General features: G+C 60.9%; 16 protein-coding genes and 1 pseudogene. 5 read left to right on the top strand and 12 right to left on the bottom strand.

What is annotated here, in order from left to right:
* Positions 1-29: 29 nt before the first annotated feature.
* The 12 genes and pseudogenes from HMPREF9695_RS26790 to HMPREF9695_RS19665 all read right to left on the bottom strand — a co-directional run bounded on the left by HMPREF9695_RS26790 (position 30) and on the right by HMPREF9695_RS19665 (position 11,613).
* Complete coding sequence (locus tag HMPREF9695_RS26790) at positions 30-863, bottom strand: DUF2971 domain-containing protein (protein WP_006022660.1); 834 nt, start codon at positions 861-863, stop codon at positions 30-32.
* 41 nt (positions 864-904) lie between these two features.
* Complete coding sequence (locus HMPREF9695_RS27010) at positions 905-1,270, bottom strand: hypothetical protein (RefSeq protein ID WP_237863170.1); 366 nt, start codon at positions 1,268-1,270, stop codon at positions 905-907.
* Between the two features lie 253 nt (positions 1,271-1,523).
* On the bottom strand, positions 1,524-2,798 hold the full coding sequence (locus HMPREF9695_RS19710; protein ID WP_006022658.1) for a DUF4238 domain-containing protein: 1,275 nt from the start codon (positions 2,796-2,798) through the stop codon (positions 1,524-1,526).
* Positions 2,799-2,837: 39 nt separating this feature from the next.
* Complete coding sequence (locus HMPREF9695_RS19705) at positions 2,838-4,703, bottom strand: competence protein CoiA family protein (protein ID WP_006022657.1); 1,866 nt, start codon at positions 4,701-4,703, stop codon at positions 2,838-2,840.
* Positions 4,704-4,742: 39 nt separating this feature from the next.
* Complete coding sequence (locus tag HMPREF9695_RS19700; protein WP_006022656.1) at positions 4,743-6,533, bottom strand: SIR2 family protein; 1,791 nt, start codon at positions 6,531-6,533, stop codon at positions 4,743-4,745.
* Positions 6,534-6,589: 56 nt separating this feature from the next.
* Positions 6,590-6,860 (bottom strand): annotated as a pseudogene (locus tag HMPREF9695_RS25950) (ArdC-like ssDNA-binding domain-containing protein).
* Between the two features lie 316 nt (positions 6,861-7,176).
* A complete protein-coding gene (locus tag HMPREF9695_RS19690) occupies positions 7,177-7,680 on the bottom strand; it encodes a GIY-YIG nuclease family protein (RefSeq protein ID WP_006022655.1) in 504 nt (167 codons plus the stop codon).
* A gap of 18 nt (positions 7,681-7,698) precedes the next feature.
* Positions 7,699-7,956, bottom strand: a complete 258-nt coding sequence (locus HMPREF9695_RS19685; protein ID WP_006022654.1) for a phage exclusion protein Lit family protein — start codon at positions 7,954-7,956, stop codon at positions 7,699-7,701.
* On the bottom strand, positions 7,947-8,621 hold the full coding sequence (locus HMPREF9695_RS19680) for a phage exclusion protein Lit family protein (RefSeq protein ID WP_006022653.1): 675 nt from the start codon (positions 8,619-8,621) through the stop codon (positions 7,947-7,949). Before HMPREF9695_RS19680 ends, HMPREF9695_RS19685 begins: the two co-directional genes overlap by 10 nt.
* Before the next feature lie 55 nt (positions 8,622-8,676).
* On the bottom strand, positions 8,677-10,071 hold the full coding sequence (locus HMPREF9695_RS19675; protein WP_006022652.1) for a hypothetical protein: 1,395 nt from the start codon (positions 10,069-10,071) through the stop codon (positions 8,677-8,679).
* A gap of 51 nt (positions 10,072-10,122) precedes the next feature.
* Positions 10,123-11,046 (bottom strand): hypothetical protein, encoded by a 924-nt coding sequence (locus HMPREF9695_RS19670; protein WP_024337236.1) that lies wholly within the window; start codon positions 11,044-11,046, stop codon positions 10,123-10,125.
* Positions 11,047-11,058: 12 nt separating this feature from the next.
* On the bottom strand, positions 11,059-11,613 hold the full coding sequence (locus HMPREF9695_RS19665; RefSeq protein ID WP_006022650.1) for a hypothetical protein: 555 nt from the start codon (positions 11,611-11,613) through the stop codon (positions 11,059-11,061).
* Between the two features lie 93 nt (positions 11,614-11,706).
* On the opposite strand from HMPREF9695_RS19665, the gene HMPREF9695_RS19660 reads away from it, so the two are divergent.
* The 5 genes from HMPREF9695_RS19660 to HMPREF9695_RS19640 all read left to right on the top strand — a co-directional run bounded on the left by HMPREF9695_RS19660 (position 11,707) and on the right by HMPREF9695_RS19640 (position 16,466).
* On the top strand, positions 11,707-12,342 hold the full coding sequence (locus HMPREF9695_RS19660) for a hypothetical protein (RefSeq protein WP_006022649.1): 636 nt from the start codon (positions 11,707-11,709) through the stop codon (positions 12,340-12,342).
* A complete protein-coding gene (locus HMPREF9695_RS25315; protein ID WP_006022648.1) occupies positions 12,339-13,451 on the top strand; it encodes a toll/interleukin-1 receptor domain-containing protein in 1,113 nt (370 codons plus the stop codon). Before HMPREF9695_RS19660 ends, HMPREF9695_RS25315 begins: the two co-directional genes overlap by 4 nt.
* On the top strand, positions 13,451-14,782 hold the full coding sequence (locus tag HMPREF9695_RS19650; RefSeq protein ID WP_006022647.1) for a hypothetical protein: 1,332 nt from the start codon (positions 13,451-13,453) through the stop codon (positions 14,780-14,782). The genes HMPREF9695_RS25315 and HMPREF9695_RS19650 overlap by 1 nt, the downstream gene beginning before the upstream one ends.
* An 81-nt stretch (positions 14,783-14,863) precedes the next feature.
* On the top strand, positions 14,864-15,457 hold the full coding sequence (locus tag HMPREF9695_RS19645) for a DUF6088 family protein (protein WP_006022646.1): 594 nt from the start codon (positions 14,864-14,866) through the stop codon (positions 15,455-15,457).
* A complete protein-coding gene (locus HMPREF9695_RS19640) occupies positions 15,450-16,466 on the top strand; it encodes a nucleotidyl transferase AbiEii/AbiGii toxin family protein (RefSeq protein ID WP_006022645.1) in 1,017 nt (338 codons plus the stop codon). Before HMPREF9695_RS19645 ends, HMPREF9695_RS19640 begins: the two co-directional genes overlap by 8 nt.
* The last annotated feature ends 6 nt before the right edge of the window (positions 16,467-16,472 follow it).

The following is a 16,472-nucleotide window of genomic DNA, read 5'->3' as shown; positions in this document are numbered from 1 at the left end:
GAAGTGCCGCTGGATTATCTGCCTAGCCTTTAGGCCGCGCCGTCTACCGCTTTGATGCCGAGCTTGCCGAGTTCATCGCGGAGGAAATCGAGGTCGCAGCCGGGGCCGGGAAAAACCTCCGTGATCGTGCCATCTGTCATGGCCTTTCGATAATCAAAGCCGAGTTCGAGTCCGGGGGCAAATTCCATTTTCGTGCCATCGGCCAAGACAAAATGTCCCATGCCAATCGCCGAAAGCGAAATACGCAACTCGCGCTCATCAGCATAGCTCTTGTCCTTGACGTAGGTGTAGCGGATCGGATTGGGCATCCGATCGATATTTTCCCGCACCTCTTCCCACGACAAATAATCGACGATTCCGTAGTTTACGGAGAATATCTGCTTGCAGGCGTTTCCCCGGTACAGCAGTCCATTCCTGACGCTCATGATCTCATTGATGACGGCACGCAGCTTCGCGAAATCGAAAGCGATGCCGACTTTACCATGTGCGCTGCCGTTCCCGTACTCGTGCCAGATGTAGTCGGAGTTCTCCAGCGAGAAGCAGCACGCATAGGTCCGGTTTCGGCAGCGGTCATAATAGTCCGCCCCAGAGAAATCGGGTGCCCTTTCGAACTTGGCGGCCTCATTGGCGGCGCGATCTTGTTGCAACTGCTCACCGTCATGCCCGTCGGCATTCCGGAAGTCCTTGTAGCTATCGACCCGGTTGAAATAGAGGTATCCGCCGCTCACCGACCGGAGCAGGTTCTCAATCGTCATGATTTTGTAAAGCTGTTGCCCGTCCGGCGGTGCGGTCAGCGTTCCGGCGTGCGGTTCGATGGCCCCCAGCGCGGGGTCGAACGGAGCATTATCGGTGTTTTCGGTCATGGCAGCAGTGTGAGGACTTAGCGGCTGCGCAGATCGGCGGCCTAGCTTGCTCTCGTTTCGACCCTCGGCAGCGAAGCATGATATTCATCTATGCTGTTGAGATCAATCATGGTCTTGCCCCCCATCTTGTAGGCCCTGATCCTCTCGTGGGCGATCAGCTCATAAGCTTTAGTTCTTCCAAATTTGCCATAGCGGCAACCATCCTTGAACTCGACGAGCCGGCGCCGCTTGTTGTTATCACTCTCAACCATGAGTCCCTGCAAGCGCTTCGATGATCCCCCGATAAGATCAAAACCGCGCTGAGTGAGATGCGCATATCCATGGCGCGACGCTGTCGGTGCGGGCTCGCCAGAAGACCTACCGTTGTGGTGGCTGACGAGATTCCTGCTGACCCGTTTCGGCGCCATCTACGCGTAACCCAATTGCCATGCATCGATCTAAATTGTCTACGATGCCAAACAAAGGGTCCCCTGATGCCGCCCCCAAGTCCAGAGTGCTGTAGCGTGCAAATCGGATGGACGAGGAAGCGCGGCTCGCGGACGCTTGTATTGTCACCTAGTGCTTTTGACGTGAGAGGTTGCGCTGCATGCTGTGGAACAGGCCTGTGCTGCCAACTGCTCGAAGTTTGATATCGGGGACCTGCTCGCCGGAAATGGAAGGCTACAAGCGGTTGCGATCGAGACGCTTGCCTAACTCTCTCAAACTGGCATCGCGGTGAACTACGCGGAACCAGCCATCGGCTGTGTTTCCAAGAGGCTCCACCATGGCAGCGCCCAAGGTGCGCATGGGGCGTCCATCGACGTAGAGTTCGACACGGAGCATGCCCTGATCCGATGCCATTTGGGCTAACAATGTGATCTGGCCGGTCCGAGCGGTGATCCCTTCTCCGGAAGGATCGATTTCCTCGATTGTGAGGATCCCGTGATCGGCAGGACCGCGTACTACGAGGTGTATTCCCGATTGCATCTCTGAATGTCGTTTAGACGGCCGTCCCATTTCGCCGAACGTAAGGTGTGTCGTGACGGACCGAAGGTGAGGTTGCTGTTCCAACGCTTCACGCGCGCGATCGAATGTGTCGGTGGCCGCGTAGAGGTACCGCGCACTATGAACCGTTTGCTGATGATTGAGGAACAGGACCGCATCTTCATCAATATCGATCGGATTGCCGGACCTGAGGCCGTCTCTGTATCGGAACACTCGCTCCTTTTGATCTGCCTCGAGACTCGCTTGTTCAGCGAACTCATAGCGCTTCACAATTGTCGGGCAGTGCAAGGCAATCATAATCTCTGGTGAGATCGGCAGGACGACTAGTATGCCGTGCGAAGTAAGTCCGAGTTCCCCATAGGGAAAAGCATTCATCACTGCGGTGGGATGATCAGAGATTATGAACCGATGGTCCCCGTTTGCTCGGTATAAGGCGGGATACAGGCGCAGAAGCGCGACGACCTGCTCGCTGCGATCAAGGAATGTCCGTACTGCGCCGAGGCGCAGTGCTGCATCGGGGGGCGTCGCCATGGTCGGATTCTGATCCGGATCGTAGCCGAGCTGCCGTGTGATCTCCCGAAGACGATCAGCGAGGTGCGCCCGCGTGGTTCGACTGAAATGCGTGCGAAGCATCTGGGTGGCGAACAAGTCGGCCAAAGCAAGCCGATCATCCTCGGATAGCCAGGCTAGCGATTTGCGCGAGAGGATCTCCGCAATAAGCAAAGCCGACCGGGTGTCGACTTCCTGGAACAGATCTTCGAAGTTCCACTTGCTGGCGCCGAGACTGATGGTGTTGAAGTCGTTCTCTGAGCCAGCGTTGAGGATCGAAGTTCGGAATGATCGATCCGTTTGTTTGTCGAGCACATAGAGAAAACGGCGCTCCGCGTCCGCAGAGAAATTTCGAAGCTGCGCCTGTGGTACGAAGTGGTGCTTTTTAGAAGGCCGGTTCATTGTCTCTATGCGGTGTATTGACACAGAACATCCGAGTTCCTATCGACGCGAACGTTTCGTAGGTAGCAGCTCACTACACCGCTGCCGGGTAGCATCATCAACCGTGAACTCCTCCGGCGATTTACCACCTAATTCCCGCCTCCTGCCTCGCATCCATAAATTAGCTCGCTCGTCGTCGTAATACCGGGATTGGGCGAGCGCGGCGAGCTCCGCCACGGCTTTTGCCTTCCGCTCGCTTGCTCGATGCTGAACCTCAATCTCTCTTGCTCGGTAATGGAGCGCGCGGACCGCATCCTCGTGACCAGCTTCGCTATCCAAAGCGACCTCGATGGGAGGGCGTCCCCCAGTGTTAGAGTTTGTCGTCACGAGCCAGAGTTCCGCTTCTCTCCCGATCTGTCGAAGCGCGCGATGCTGCAGATCGGCGACGCGGGCAGCTTTATCTGCCTCGATTTTCGCTTGATTGGCGCGTTGACGTTCGGCTTCTTCTGCATGCTTGCGCTCAAGTGCGCGCGCCAGGGCGCCGTGGTAGGGAAGCCCAAAAAGGTCTAAGCGTTCTCGCGGCGAGAACCGGATTTGCGTCGCGATATTATCCAGGTCGTTCGTGAGCGATCGCCACTTCGTTTCATCGAAGTCGATCGCATCACGAGGTGAATGGCCGCGTTCCGGGAGCATTGAACTCCACCATTGTTCAAATACGAAAGCAGCGGTCTCATCCGCTGGAAGAGTGGCAATCAGCTCCTCAACTAATTGACGGAGCTCGCGCGTACGCTTGACCGGTCGCGCGCGGAGCTCGCGCGCCTTATCGATCCGTGCCTGTAGCGTATGTGAGGGCCGCCAAATCTCAGTCGGATCCGAATGAACGAAGCCAAGGCGCTCGAGTTGCGTTAGATATGCTTCGACGGCCTGGAAGGGGGAGTTGAACGGAATCCCGGCCGCTCGCACCCCACATACGATTTCGTCCGAAATGTCAGCAAACGATGAGTCGAGCCATCGTCTGCTTCGGAGTGCCGCGAGCCCATTTCGAGTTCGGAAAGGCGTTTTCGTTGGAGCGAGCAATGCTTCCAGAATAGCCGCTTGCCATTCCGCAACGGCCACTGTGAAGCAACCAGCCCCATATACCGGCAGATTGATGAGGTCGGCGAGGCCGTTTTTCCGGGCCGAAGATTCGCATGCCCCGCTTCCCGGGGATTCTGACGGTGAACGATGGCGATAGGAGCCGCGGTAATTTTCGATTTGCGTCCGCCTCTCCTCTGCTCGCTGTAGCGCTCTCACTTCGAGGCGTGCGCGCGCTTCACGTTCCCGCGGATTGTGCAGCCATGTTCGCGGCGCGTCGTAAAGTATCCGGTCTCCGATCTCGCTGAGCTTGTGGTCGCGGTACTGGGAGAGGTCGATCTCGATTGCGCCGACATCCATCGCTTGGATCCGGGCGATTTTTATTGAGTCGCACGGATGAGTGACCTTGAATTCTACGATGAGCCTGCGATCGCGTAAGAGCAGCACGACGTCGGGAACGATCTGCCCATCTTTGGTTTCTAGGATCGCTCGATCGAAAGTACGCTTCGCCGCCCGGACAACAACTTCGCGATCCTTCTGCTCCTCCACGACCTGCGCTGGCAAAGTAATTTCCAGGCGCTCATCCAAAATGAGTTTCGCAAACTTATGCAGGGCCGTCTCGCCGGCGGACGCGCATGACCGGCCATCTTGCTGAGCATTGTGCGCAAAATGGTGGGCCTGCACATCTCCCTTTTTCGCAACCATCCGCCTTCCGCAGCCGGGACAGACGCAGTTGCAGGCGAGCCCGGAGGGCACCTCGCCAATATGCAGGAGTCGACCATCGGCAGATTCGGCGACGAAAGCGCCGCCTTGCTCCGTACAGGCAAACAGTTCTCTCAGGCGTATAGACATCGTCCGGCTGCTCCCTGGCCGGTATCGCCAGGTGGAGTGTCAGCGCCACTCCATCCATCGTGCTACCCGTGATAGGTTTTCCAAGAATAGATCGAGGTATGCTTCACTGCCCAATGCGAACCCTGCTTTAAGCAGTTGTTGCCTGGTAGGAGTTGATTTCAGCTCGTGTTCTATTGAGCGTCGCCCCTCGCTTCGCCAGCCGATGCGACCGACAGACATCCTAGCCTTCCTGTCGCCGTTCTCCAGTTGATCCTTCAGTGCCCTTTCACTGTTCTCTTCAAGGTGGACCAACGCCCCCAGCGCCTCAAAACGATCGAACAGCAGAGCATTGTCTGTGGGGACGCCCAAAAACGCCGTGCCCCACTCGAAGGATACGTCGAATAGATGGTCGCTGAGTGGTGTTTTTCGGCGGTTGTTGCCTGTCGTGAAACCTTCAACGTTATTCCAGAGATTGTCGTCTGACCCCCTCCAGTCCCACAGGAAGAGCGAATTCACGAGACGTTTTGGGTCCCGCTCGTCCCTAGGCATCGAGAGAGAAAACAGGTCATGCAAGGTCTTCCAACGCTCTGCTCTCGCAAGTCCGAGCCCATATGCAGTCATGAGCAGAACGGCCGGATACGTCCTTAGATCAAGCCATATATTCAGGCCGCTGCCCACCTTGTTCGCCCTGGCAACGACGCCGCGGATCGTATCGGCAATGAGTGCAAGCTCGGCGTCATCCCCCCATCGTCCGAGAACACCAAAGGCTTTCGCGAGCGGCTCGGTAGTGGCCTCATAGAGTTTAAGGCGTCGGCGGAATTCCTCAACGGACCACACACCCTGCGGAGAGAGCTCCTTCGCGTCGAGGCGGTCGAAAAGCTTGTTAACTTCCTGTGTGATGACTTCATCGAGTCGAATGCGAAATTCCGGCCTCGCAACGTACCGCTTGATAGAGCCGACGAGGATATCAATCGTCAGCGGACTCTGCTTCCGAGTCTCGGCGAGTGTTTTCACCAGCTCGGCCAACTTCAGAAAAAAGCTATCGGCGTCGGCAACCGGAATGGTCACAGCCTTACGCTGACTGATGATGGGCTCTGCGCCGCTCCCAACTTTCCCCCGTATGCTCCAGAAAGTAGGGTAACGCCTGTTAGGAGCGCGCAACAATGCTGCCCGTAGCGCGTCATCCCACTCGCCTGACCAACCGCAAACTATAAGACCGTGCTCATCCAAAATGCGGTCGAGCAGCGCATCGTATTGCGGCGGATACACGCCTAACTCTTCGTCGGTATTCAGGATGCGTGCATCCTTGTAGTCACCATGAAGCTTCAGCACGTAGCACGGGCTATGTGTGAGCGGCTCGGCTCCTGACAAGCTGTCGACGGAGGTGACGACAGTTGGCTCAACGCCAACTTCTCGCAGTGCATTTTCTAATAGCCGATCGAAATTGGTCGTTAGTATCACTCGGACATACCCGTCGCGAACCAGGCCCGCGATTGCATGGTGCGCGGCTGTCGGAAGTTTCTTACCCTCTGCACGATCGTCTTCGTCAGGCTCGATGTACGAATGTAAGATGGATCGCCGTTCGGCAGGCGAGGCCGCCAGTCCTGCTAGAATCGCTGAATAATCGGGTTCCGCACCATACGTTTTGCGATACCACGTCGCCCAATCGGACTGATTCTTGACGCCTTGCGCGAGCGCGACTCGTCGAACTAGGTCCAAAGTGATTTCCCATCCAGTTGGAATCCCGGCTGCACGAGAGAGACCAGAGCCGAGAAGCAAAGCATAGACACCCTTGCTCTCGAACATCGAGAATGCGAGCTGAGTAATCGGATCGCTTGATAAAATGCTCATGGCAGGCGCGAATCACTAGGAGGGAAGGGTCCGAGCATAGCAAGATTGCGCAGCAATCAATCGCCGCTCGCGCCTGCTCGGGCGCGCCGCTTCTCGTCGTCGGGTACGAATCGGTCGGCGTACACGACGGACGTGCCGCGCTCGCCGTTGCGGACATTGCCGCCGAGCGCGAGCGCCTGGCGGAAGGTGGGCCCGCTCTGGCCCGAAAAGCCGTGCCGCGGCGCTCCAAAGGATCAGCACGTTGATCCCGGAATAATTCCGCCCGGTCGCGGCGTTTGGCAAGTGGCGCCTTCGCAGCCGCCGTCCTCCAAGGTTGGACCCAGGCACGCGCCCGGCCTCAAGTTCTGCGATGATATTGTCGGTAAGTTCATCGTATAGCTCGCCCGGTCCTGGCCAGCCCGAGCTTGTCAGGTCTTTCTGGACATCACCGATCTCCGCGACCGGCGCCGGGGCCCCTCTTTCAGCCCTCAACCCGTCACGGCGAAGCCGGTCCGCACTCTCACTCTGAAGGGGGCGTTGCGGGGGCTCCCCGCAAAAGGGGGCGGCTGAGACGAAGGCCGGCCGCAGGGGATGGCGTTCCCCTCAGAAGCGCAAAGCCGGGTTTCAGCTTCTCAGGATTGGCATCTTTCCGCCTTTCAGGACATCACTCGTCCGGCGGATACTCACGCGGATCGAGCTCGGAAAAGTCGGTCAGCGTGTCGCATCGGATGCAATAGTACATCTGCGAGGCTTCCTGAAAATGCATGCCGCATAGACATCCGCAGAACGGGCAGCATTCGTCGATTTCCAGATCGGCCCATTCCCACACGCCGAGGTATTCGGGAATGGCGTCGCGATCATAACCGACGATCTGGAAAGCATCGGCGTTCTTGGCGACAAATCCAGCGCGGCCGGCGCGCTTGAGAATGGCCAGGATGTCACCCGGCTCGATGTCGAACCATTCTCCACGCACATGGGTCGATCCAAAATGCTTGTGCAGCTCTCGTTCAAGCTGGAAGGCGTCGGTCGCTTCGATCCACCCGAGCAGTCGCAGCTCCAAAGGATTCCCCGTGTGGAGGTTGCGCTGGCGCGCCTCGATGTTCTTCGCCACGCCGATCTTGATCGGGGAGCATCCGTTTTCATCTTCGCCAATGAAATAGACCGGCACGTCGCGCTCCCCGCAGCGTCAACGGAGCCGGTCGAGCAGGGCCTCGACCATTTCCTGATTTGAGTACGCGATGATGTCGAGCGGCCGGCCCTCCTGCCTCATCAGCGTGATCAAAAGGCAGGCCGTGAAGGGCCAGAAGGACGAGCCGGGCGGCAGATTGTAGCCTCCGATCATCGCCGTCAGCCGCTCGGCGATCGGTGGATACTGCCGATTGCCCCAATGCGCGTGGGTCGGCGTCATCGCATGGATGATCACGGCGGCGAGCGCTATTCCCATCGCGCGCTTCTGCTGGACTTGAGCGTAGTTGTCCTATGCTCCTTCGCATAGGCGGCGAGGCCGCTGGTCATGAACTCGCGGGCCCAGTTATCGCAGCCGATTTCCTCCTCGGGCAGTGTCGACGGTGCGCTCTTGTCGGCGCAATACATGACGTGCCGGAATTCGTGCAGCAGCGCGAAGGCCAGGGCAAACGCGACGAGGTCGAACATCGTCTTGTGCTGGACATCTCCCAAGCTGTCGCGGTCAGCGGTCGGCTCGGGGATGTCCGCAGGCCAGGAAATCTGTGCGGTCTGTTCGGCCGCGATGAGCGATTGAGCGGTGCTGACGCGCTGCTTGTAATCGAATTCGTATTGCCCCCGTTCGGCATCGATCTTGAGGGCCTGATCAAGCGGCATTCCGGTCCATGTCGCCACCAGCAGGGCCGGCGAATACACCTCGATGGCACGCCATGCGCTGAAGCCGAGCAGCCAGAAAAAGTCGATCGTCTTGGTGTCGAACTGGATGCGCTTGTCATCGGCCTTCATCGTCACGCCCTTGGTGCTCGGCGCGACTTCCACACCATGACCATACTGGCTCCATAGGCCGCTGATCTCGTCGGCGCGCTCGGGTACAGCCCCGCGCAGGAGATGGAGGACGATGGTCCGGTCGGATGGTTCCGTTTCCATGTTCAACGATGCTCCTTTGATGGGCGAGGACGGCGACGCATGCATGGCGGGCAGATCATGGCCGCTCGCTTTCGCCTTGCGCGCCGGCCATGCGCAGATGAGTGATCGATGAAATGACCGAGTTCGCCCACATGGTGTTGCACTCGACGTCGCCGCCGCGCTCGAACCAATGGGTCGCGCCGGGTATGAGATCGAAGGGAATGGGGTGCGTCGCCTGTGGGTTGTGAAAGACCTCCAGTTCCTGACACCAGGCTTCGCCCCAAGGCCAGAGCGCTTGGTATTCGGCGCTGTCGACCGACAGATCGAAATCAATGGGCTCCAGCGCGCCCGGCGTTCGGTCGAAGAGAATGCCGCGGCGGGTCATCGTGAGGCCCGGCGGCCGCCATCCAGCGAGAAAGCCCATGCGGTTGAATTTGGCGAGCGTCGCCGCGTTGCTGAAGATGACGGCAGAGAGGTGAGCGAAGTCGGGATCGCGGAATAGCCCGGCCGGAATGCCGTGCCTGCCCGTAAGATTGTTGATCGGCGTGCCGATCGCACGTCGCCCGGCGCCTTCGCCTTCGACATCTGCCCGCAGGCCGTAGAGATAGGTCGGCAAAGCCTCGCGGCTCCAAACCATCGAGCCGGATTCATAGAAGTCAGCGATCGCCAGAGCGAAGGGTATCCCCTTTACATGATCCAGCTCATGATAGTTGCGCTGAAGCTTGCCGCGCAGCGTCTTGGCGAAGCGCTCAGCTGGCGCGCCGGTTAAGCGTTCATTTCGATCGACCGGAGCATGCACCCAGTCCCCGATCCCGCCGGAGCGGGGCGTCTCGGAATTCGCGGTCACGGCTTCGATCCAGCAGGCGGCGCCATCGTTCTCGATCAGGAAGTCCGGTGAGACATGCTTCTGCCGGACGATCAGGCCTTGCTCGCGGAAGCAGGCAAGAAGATAGAGTTCGAAGAGGCGGGACGCGAAATTGCTGGTCTGCAGATCGGGGACGAAATTGGCATCCGGATTGGGAAGCGCGAGGTAGCATTCGCCGACCGCCATCAGCGCCGGGAAATGGCTGATCGTGCTCGTCAGCAGGTCGAACTCCGGCGATGTGCCTCGCGATCCGGTCTTCAGCAGAAGCGGCCGTCGCCGTGCGCCCGGCGGCAATGGCTCGGGCGGCTCGCCAGCGCGCATGCTGATGGTGAGCTGATCCAGCGCGGCTTCGGGAGTGGGATAGGGGCCGCCTTCATCGACGCGGACCCAGCGATGATCGACACGCCTGCGCAAGGCCAGGGCGGTGAAGGTCCCGCGCTCCGGATCGAGGAGGATGCAGCCGCTCGCGCTGCCGTGTCCGGCTTGATAGCTCCCGAAGATCTGCGCGGGATCAAAATTGGGCCCACGTTCGAGCGACAGCGCATAGAGCTCAAACTGCCGCTGGCTGATCGGCGTGATCAGTCGCTGCTCATCGCCGACGGCCATGATCAACCTCACGGAACGGAAGGCGCCAGACGCGGGCACTCGGGCGCATCGTCATGATGCCTCCGCTGCGGCTTGCGCCAGAATGTCGTTGGCCTCCCACTCGTCGCCGCGCGGCGTGATGACGAACTCGCGATCCCAGACGCCCCAGCTTGTCGCCAGCGGAACCTGCGCCAAGGGGTTGTGGACATAGGTCAGCGGGCGGCTTCGACGCGAGAGGTTGCCGAGGCCAACGCGCGACCAGATCACACCTGAGATGTCAGCGAAACGCTCGTCGAGAAACGCCGTGCGCGGGATCGGATTGCGTTCGCGGTCGATGAAGGGGGCCGGGTGAAATCCTTCGTCAACGACGTTGCCGGTCTCGCGATCGATGGTGATGTAGGCATCTCCGATCGGAAATAACGTGGTCATGATCAGCGGCAACGGCTGGTCGGCGACATAGACGCCGAAGCGGCTCGCACTGATCGCGATGATCCTCGTGTCTTCCGGGCCGATCACACCCTGTTCGAGATAGCGCGCGATCCTCTGCGCCTTGGTCCAGAACGCCCCGGACGTGCGCAACTGCGCCTGACGGATCGGTGCGGCGAAGAGGCCGCCGCCCTCGTTGAGGGGGACCGGACGCACGATCTGGTCAGGACCCGGTGCGCCTTCATCTGGGGTAATGGCCTCGATCCAGATTCGGCGGCCATCTTCCAGGACGCAGAGGTCCGGCTGACCGCCTTCGCGCTGGCGCTCGACGACGGGAAGCAGGGTGCGGCCCGCCTCGAGCAGCGTGCAGCCCAGATACATCTCCCAAAATCGGCCATCGACATCGCGTGCGAAACCCTGCCGAAAGTCGGGGTCGGCATAAGGCTCGTAACGCCCCCACATCTCTTGCAGCATGGCGTGAAGCTGCTGCTCGATCGGAAGCTCGGCGGCTTTCAGGTTTTCAAACCCGCGATCGAGATTGGCGCCGTCGACATCGAATAGATCAGTCATCATCTGCTCGTCTCATGCCCGGCGCAGCATCCGCTCGATGCGAACACGGTGGAAGCCGTGCGAATGGACCTGCTGACGAAGCTGCTTGATGTCGTTGACGCCGAACGCCACCGCCGCTTTTAGCGGGCTGGCGAAGGTAGCGTAGAAGGTCCAGCGCGCGCCGTTCGGCAGCGTCGGATTTTGCCGGCGATCGGTGATAACGACGTCGCGCGGATCACTGCTGTTGCGGAAGGCGTGAAAGGTGAACCAGTCAGGCCGGCGATAGCGTGCCGCCTTGCTGAAGGGCACCGACTGAACTTTCACATCGGTCTGGTCGAGCACCCAATCTCGCTGCTCCAGGATCTGCCGCACCATATGGCCGACCATCTGCTTCACGCGGTCGGCCAAGACCTCCTCGCGGAATTCCGCCAGGAGCTGCTCCTCGATGCCTTCGACCGCGGGCTTGCCGAGTTCGGACGCGGTCTCCAGGCGGGCGACGTTTTCGGGCCGCGTGAGAAAGGCCCAGATGCGCTGGCCAAGTTCGGAGGCGTAGAGCGACGCAAATTTTTCGGGGCTATAGGTAAACATGACAGGCCTTCCTTTACCGGGCAAATATGGCCGGTTATAAGCTCCTGTCAATGGTGCGCGCTGCGCGTCCGCAGATATCGCGGGGAGGCTGGATTGGATTTCGAGGATCTCGTGACGGCGCTCGAGCCGCCGCCGAACCGCGCCGGAAAATCGGACGGCGCCCACGAACATCATCTGTATGAGGGCGCGGTGATGGTCGCCTACGCGATGCACTTGCTCCGCACGCAGGGCGCACGGGACGTCCGTGTCCATCCCGACGGCGAGCACGGAAAGCAGTTCGATTTCGCGGGCTGGCTGGGGCGGCGAGCGTTCACCAAGGTCTCCGGCGTCGGTAGCACCGCCTATGGCGGAGTCTATCGAAATCCGGCGGGCCAGACGATCACCGTCAACCCGAAGTCCGGGCTCGGTGATGTCGTCGCGAATATCGGCGACCACGTCATCTCGGCCGAATGCAAGGGCGGCATTATCAACGCGCGGCATCCAGGCCAGTTGTCGCGGCTCTACCGGGGTCTTTGCGAGACCGTAGGCCTGCTGATGGCCACGCCATCGCAGGGGCGTCAGGTGGCCGTGGTTCCGCTGACGGACGGCACCTTGCGCCTGGCCGAGCGGCTCGCGCCGCGGTGCGCCTTGGCCGGCATCGAGATCGCGCTCGTCGGCAGCCGCGGCGAGGTTTTGGAAGTGAAAGCTAGAGAGGCGGCCAAGCAGGCGGCGGAAAGGAACGACACGTGAAACGGGTGCTGACTGTCGGGCTGACTTACACCGGCGACAAGATCGATGGCGTGGAGATCGAAAATCTCGGGCTCTGCCAGCCCGATGTCGATCGAGAGCGGGCGGCCTATCCGCTCTACGAATACGACACGATCATCATCAATCCGGAGAGCTACACGCATTTTCTGTTCGGTAAGGCCGGAGAGTTTTCGAACGAACTTTACGAGCTGGGCAAGCTGAAGGGGCAGAATGACCGCTACGACCTCGACTCCGCCTTCGATGGCGAGGACCGACGCAAGGAGATGGAGGCCGCGATTGCGGGTGGCGCGACGGTCGTTTGGTGCCTGTCCGAGCCGAAGCGGGTGAACTTCTTCGGCTATCGCGAAACCCATCTTGGATATGTGGCGCCGAAAGTGGCGAGTTTCGTAAAGCGTTCGGAGCTTCTCATTAAGAAGGGGCGCAGGATGGGGCCGGTCGATCTCGACAGCCCCTTCGCGCGCTATTTCGAGGTTCTGTCGCGGACCGGCGGCTGGACGCTGTGCCTATCCGATCCCGGCGAAGGCTATGGGTCGATCGCCGCGACGCCGGAGGGCTACAGCCTCGGCGGTCAGCTGATGCTCGGCACCCCGACGGGCTGGCTGCTGACGCCGCCGACGTCGCAGGAAGCCCAGAACCAGCTCGTTCGCGACAGCCTCGCGTTGGAGAAGGCCGATCCGGCGCATGAGAAGTATCACGGCATCTTCCTGAGCCATACTGGCGTCGACAAACCCTTCGTGCGCCAGCTTCGCAAGGATCTGCTCGCTCATGGCGTAGAGCATGTGTGGCTGGACGAGGCCGAAATCGACATCGGGGACTCGCTGATCGCCAAGATCGAAGAGGGGATGAAGCTCAGCCGCTACATCGCCGTCGTCCTGTCGAAAAAGTCGATCGGCGCTCCTTGGGTGAAGAAGGAGCTCGACGTGGCGATGAACCGCGAGATCGCGAGCGGCGAGGTGGTCGTGCTGCCGCTGCTCTACGAGGAATGTGAGCTGCCAGAGTTCTTGAAAGGCAAGCTCTACGCCGATTTCTCCAAGCCCGAGGAGTACGAGGCGGTCCTCGGCAAGCTTTTGCGGCGGCTCCGGATCTCCTGATGAGCGAGACGGGTCCGAGAATGGCGATGCTGATGGCGATGACGGACCTGTGGCGCATACGACCGCCCGGGCCCGACAATATTCTTGCGCACCCGGCCTTCATGCGGCTGCGTGAGATCTGCCGCGACGACTACCCAAACGCCGGCAAGAAGGGGCCGAACTTCGCGCTCTCGACGGCATTGCGGGCGTTGGGCCTTCCATGTCACCTGCAGAAGGACACGGCCCATCTTGCCATGCCTGTGGAGGAAGCGGCGAAGGGATTGGACGCGGCGCTGCGCGCTACCCGGGCCAGGCGCATTCACCTTGCGCCGCTCGATCTTGCCGCCGACCTGCCGCCGCACGCATTCGGTCCGGCCAGGGTGTGCCGGTTGAGCGCCGACGAGCTGCGCGGCGTGATCGATGCGCGCCGGCTGAGGCGGCTTTATCCGCGTCAGGACTTCGATGCCGAGCGCTTCGCCGAATTCCACTGGCTGATCGTTGAGGAGGTCGTGGTGCTCGAGCAGGAGCCGGAGGAACGCGCGGTCCCGGTCCTGTTCATGGACCTGAGCCTAGATCTGGGGCGGGTCGAACCGCATCAAGGGCGGTTCCCGACTGCCTTGGAAGAAGCGCTGTTCTTCCTCCTGCTGGCCCCCTGGGAGAGCTGGTCGACCATGCAGGAAGTCGATTGGCGGGGCTTCCGTGTGCCATGGGTCTACACGATCGACAGCGACATCTTCGTTCGTCCCAGTTCGCCGCCGTCCCCCGACACGTTGAGCTGGGAGGACCGGGTCTACGACGATGGCTATGGCGGGACATACGAGGAAGAGCGCCCGGTCGAGCTGCACCTAGAAGAGGATGCAAAGACCGAGCTGACGGTGTGGGACCAGAGCCGATGGACGACCGTCGAGCAGGCGAAGCAATCGGTTTTGTTTGAGACGCCGATCCCTCACTTCCTCGTCCGCGCGTTCCTGGCCGAGGGCGTGGATGAATTCCTTGCGCACATCACGACGATCGAGGCGGCGCTCGGCTTGCGCGCGGACTATCAGAAGAATTTTCGCATCGCGCCTGACCGCCACAAAGGGATGCGCGCCACGAATAGAATTCGGGGACGGGTGGCCGGCCTGCTGGGCGATCGACGCTTCGCCGATCAGTATGAGCAGCTCTTCAACGTGCGAAGCGCATTCCTGCACGGCCGAGCCATGACCGCCATCTCGACGAAAGAGCGGGTGATGGCGCGGTCGTTGGCCCGCCAGATCGTCGAGGCGTTGATCCTTGCGACGCTCGCGGGGCCGATCAGCTCGCGGGAGGATTTCCTGGATGGTCTACTCGACAGGGGTTCGCCCTTGATCTAGCCGAAATAGACGGCTCCCCAGCAAGTCCGCTGGCTTGAAAACTGTCAGAAAACCGCGTATATTTCTGACAGGAGAACGGCCATGCAACGGTTAACCGAACAGATTCTCGCGCATGCCGAAGGGTTGCCGGAAGGTACGCCCGTGGCGGCTAAGAGCTTGCTTCACCTCGGTAATCGCGCCGCGGTGGATCAGGCTTTGTCGCGTCTGACTGAGCGGGGCCAACTGATCCGGGCCGGTCGCGGCGTCTATCTCCGTCCCATCACGAGCCGGTTCGGAACGAGGGCCCCCTCCGTCCAGCAAGCGGTCGAGGCGCTCGCCAACCAGCGCGGCGAAGTCATCGTCCCGAGCGGGGCGGCGGCGGCCAACACTCTCGGCCTGACGACCCAGGTGCCGGTTCGGTCGGTCTATCTAACCTCCGGCCGCAGCCGAACGATGAATCTCGGCAAACAGGTTGTCGAACTTCGTCATGCTCCGCGCTGGCAACTCGCCCTGGCTCATAAGCCGGCTGGCGAGGCGGTGCGGGCGTTGGCCTGGCTTGGGCCGGAGAAAGCGGAAGCCGCCTTGAAAACGTTGAAGCGGAAGCTCTCGCCGTCCACTTTCAGCGAACTGGTCGCGGCAGCGCCGCAGCTTCCGACCTGGCTCGCGCGCAGCGTAGGAAAGGCGGCGCATGGCTGACGCCTTTCTCCACCTTCCGGTCGCTGACCGCCGCGAGGCGCTAAGCGTCGCGGCCGATCAGTCGGGACGACCGGCGCACCTTCTCGAGAAGGATGTGTGGGTGGTTTGGGCGCTCGCCACGCTCTACGGGTCGGCGCTCGGCGAGCATCTGGTGTTCAAGGGCGGCACGTCACTGTCGAAGGCCTATGGGGTCATCCGGCGGTTTTCCGAGGACGTCGACCTGACCTACGACATCCGGGCGATCGCGCCCGACCTGGTGGACGGCAACGGCGAGGCGTTGCCGAAAACACGTAGCGAGGAGAAGCGCTGGTCGAGCGAGGTGCGCAAGCGCTTGCCGGATTGGGTGGCGGGCACCGCGCAGCCGGTCGTCGCGGACGCGTTGGCTGCCGCGACGTTGGCGGCTGCCGTCCGCGTGGAAGGCGAGAAGCTGTTTGTCGACTACGAGGCGACCACCGCTGGCTCGGGCTACGTCGCACCGAGTGTGATGCTGGAGTTCGGGGCGCGATCAACGGGCGAGCCGGCGAGCCTCCGCGACATCAAATGCGATGCATCCGGCCTGGTTGAAGGCGTAACGTTCCCAACAGCGCGGCCGCGCGTGATGCACGCCGAGCGGACCTTCTGGGAGAAGGCGACGGCTGTCCACGTCTTCTGCCTCCAGCAGCGGCTGCGCGGTGATCGCTTCGCACGCCACTGGCATGACATAGCGCGTCTGGATGACGCCGGCCTGGCGGATGCGGCTTTCGCCGATAGGGAGCTGGCGAACGCGGTCGCGCGCCACAAGGGCATGTTCTTCGTTGAGAGGGCGGCCGATCGAAGTCCGATCGATTATGCGGCTGCCGTGAATGGCGGTTTGCAGCTCGTGCCTGGCGGTGATGCCGCGAAGGCGCTGGAAGAAGATTATGGTCGCATGGTCGAGGACGGTCTGCTGTTGGAAGATGCTGAAACCTTCGAGGTCCTCATGGCGCGGAGTGCAGATGTCGCGCGCCGGGCAAACGAGGCGGCGAAATAGAGATTT

This window comes from Afipia broomeae ATCC 49717 (assembly GCF_000314675.2).
Lineage (GTDB): Bacteria > Pseudomonadota > Alphaproteobacteria > Rhizobiales > Xanthobacteraceae > Afipia > Afipia broomeae.
This window is presented reverse-complemented; position numbering and strand designations above follow the sequence as displayed.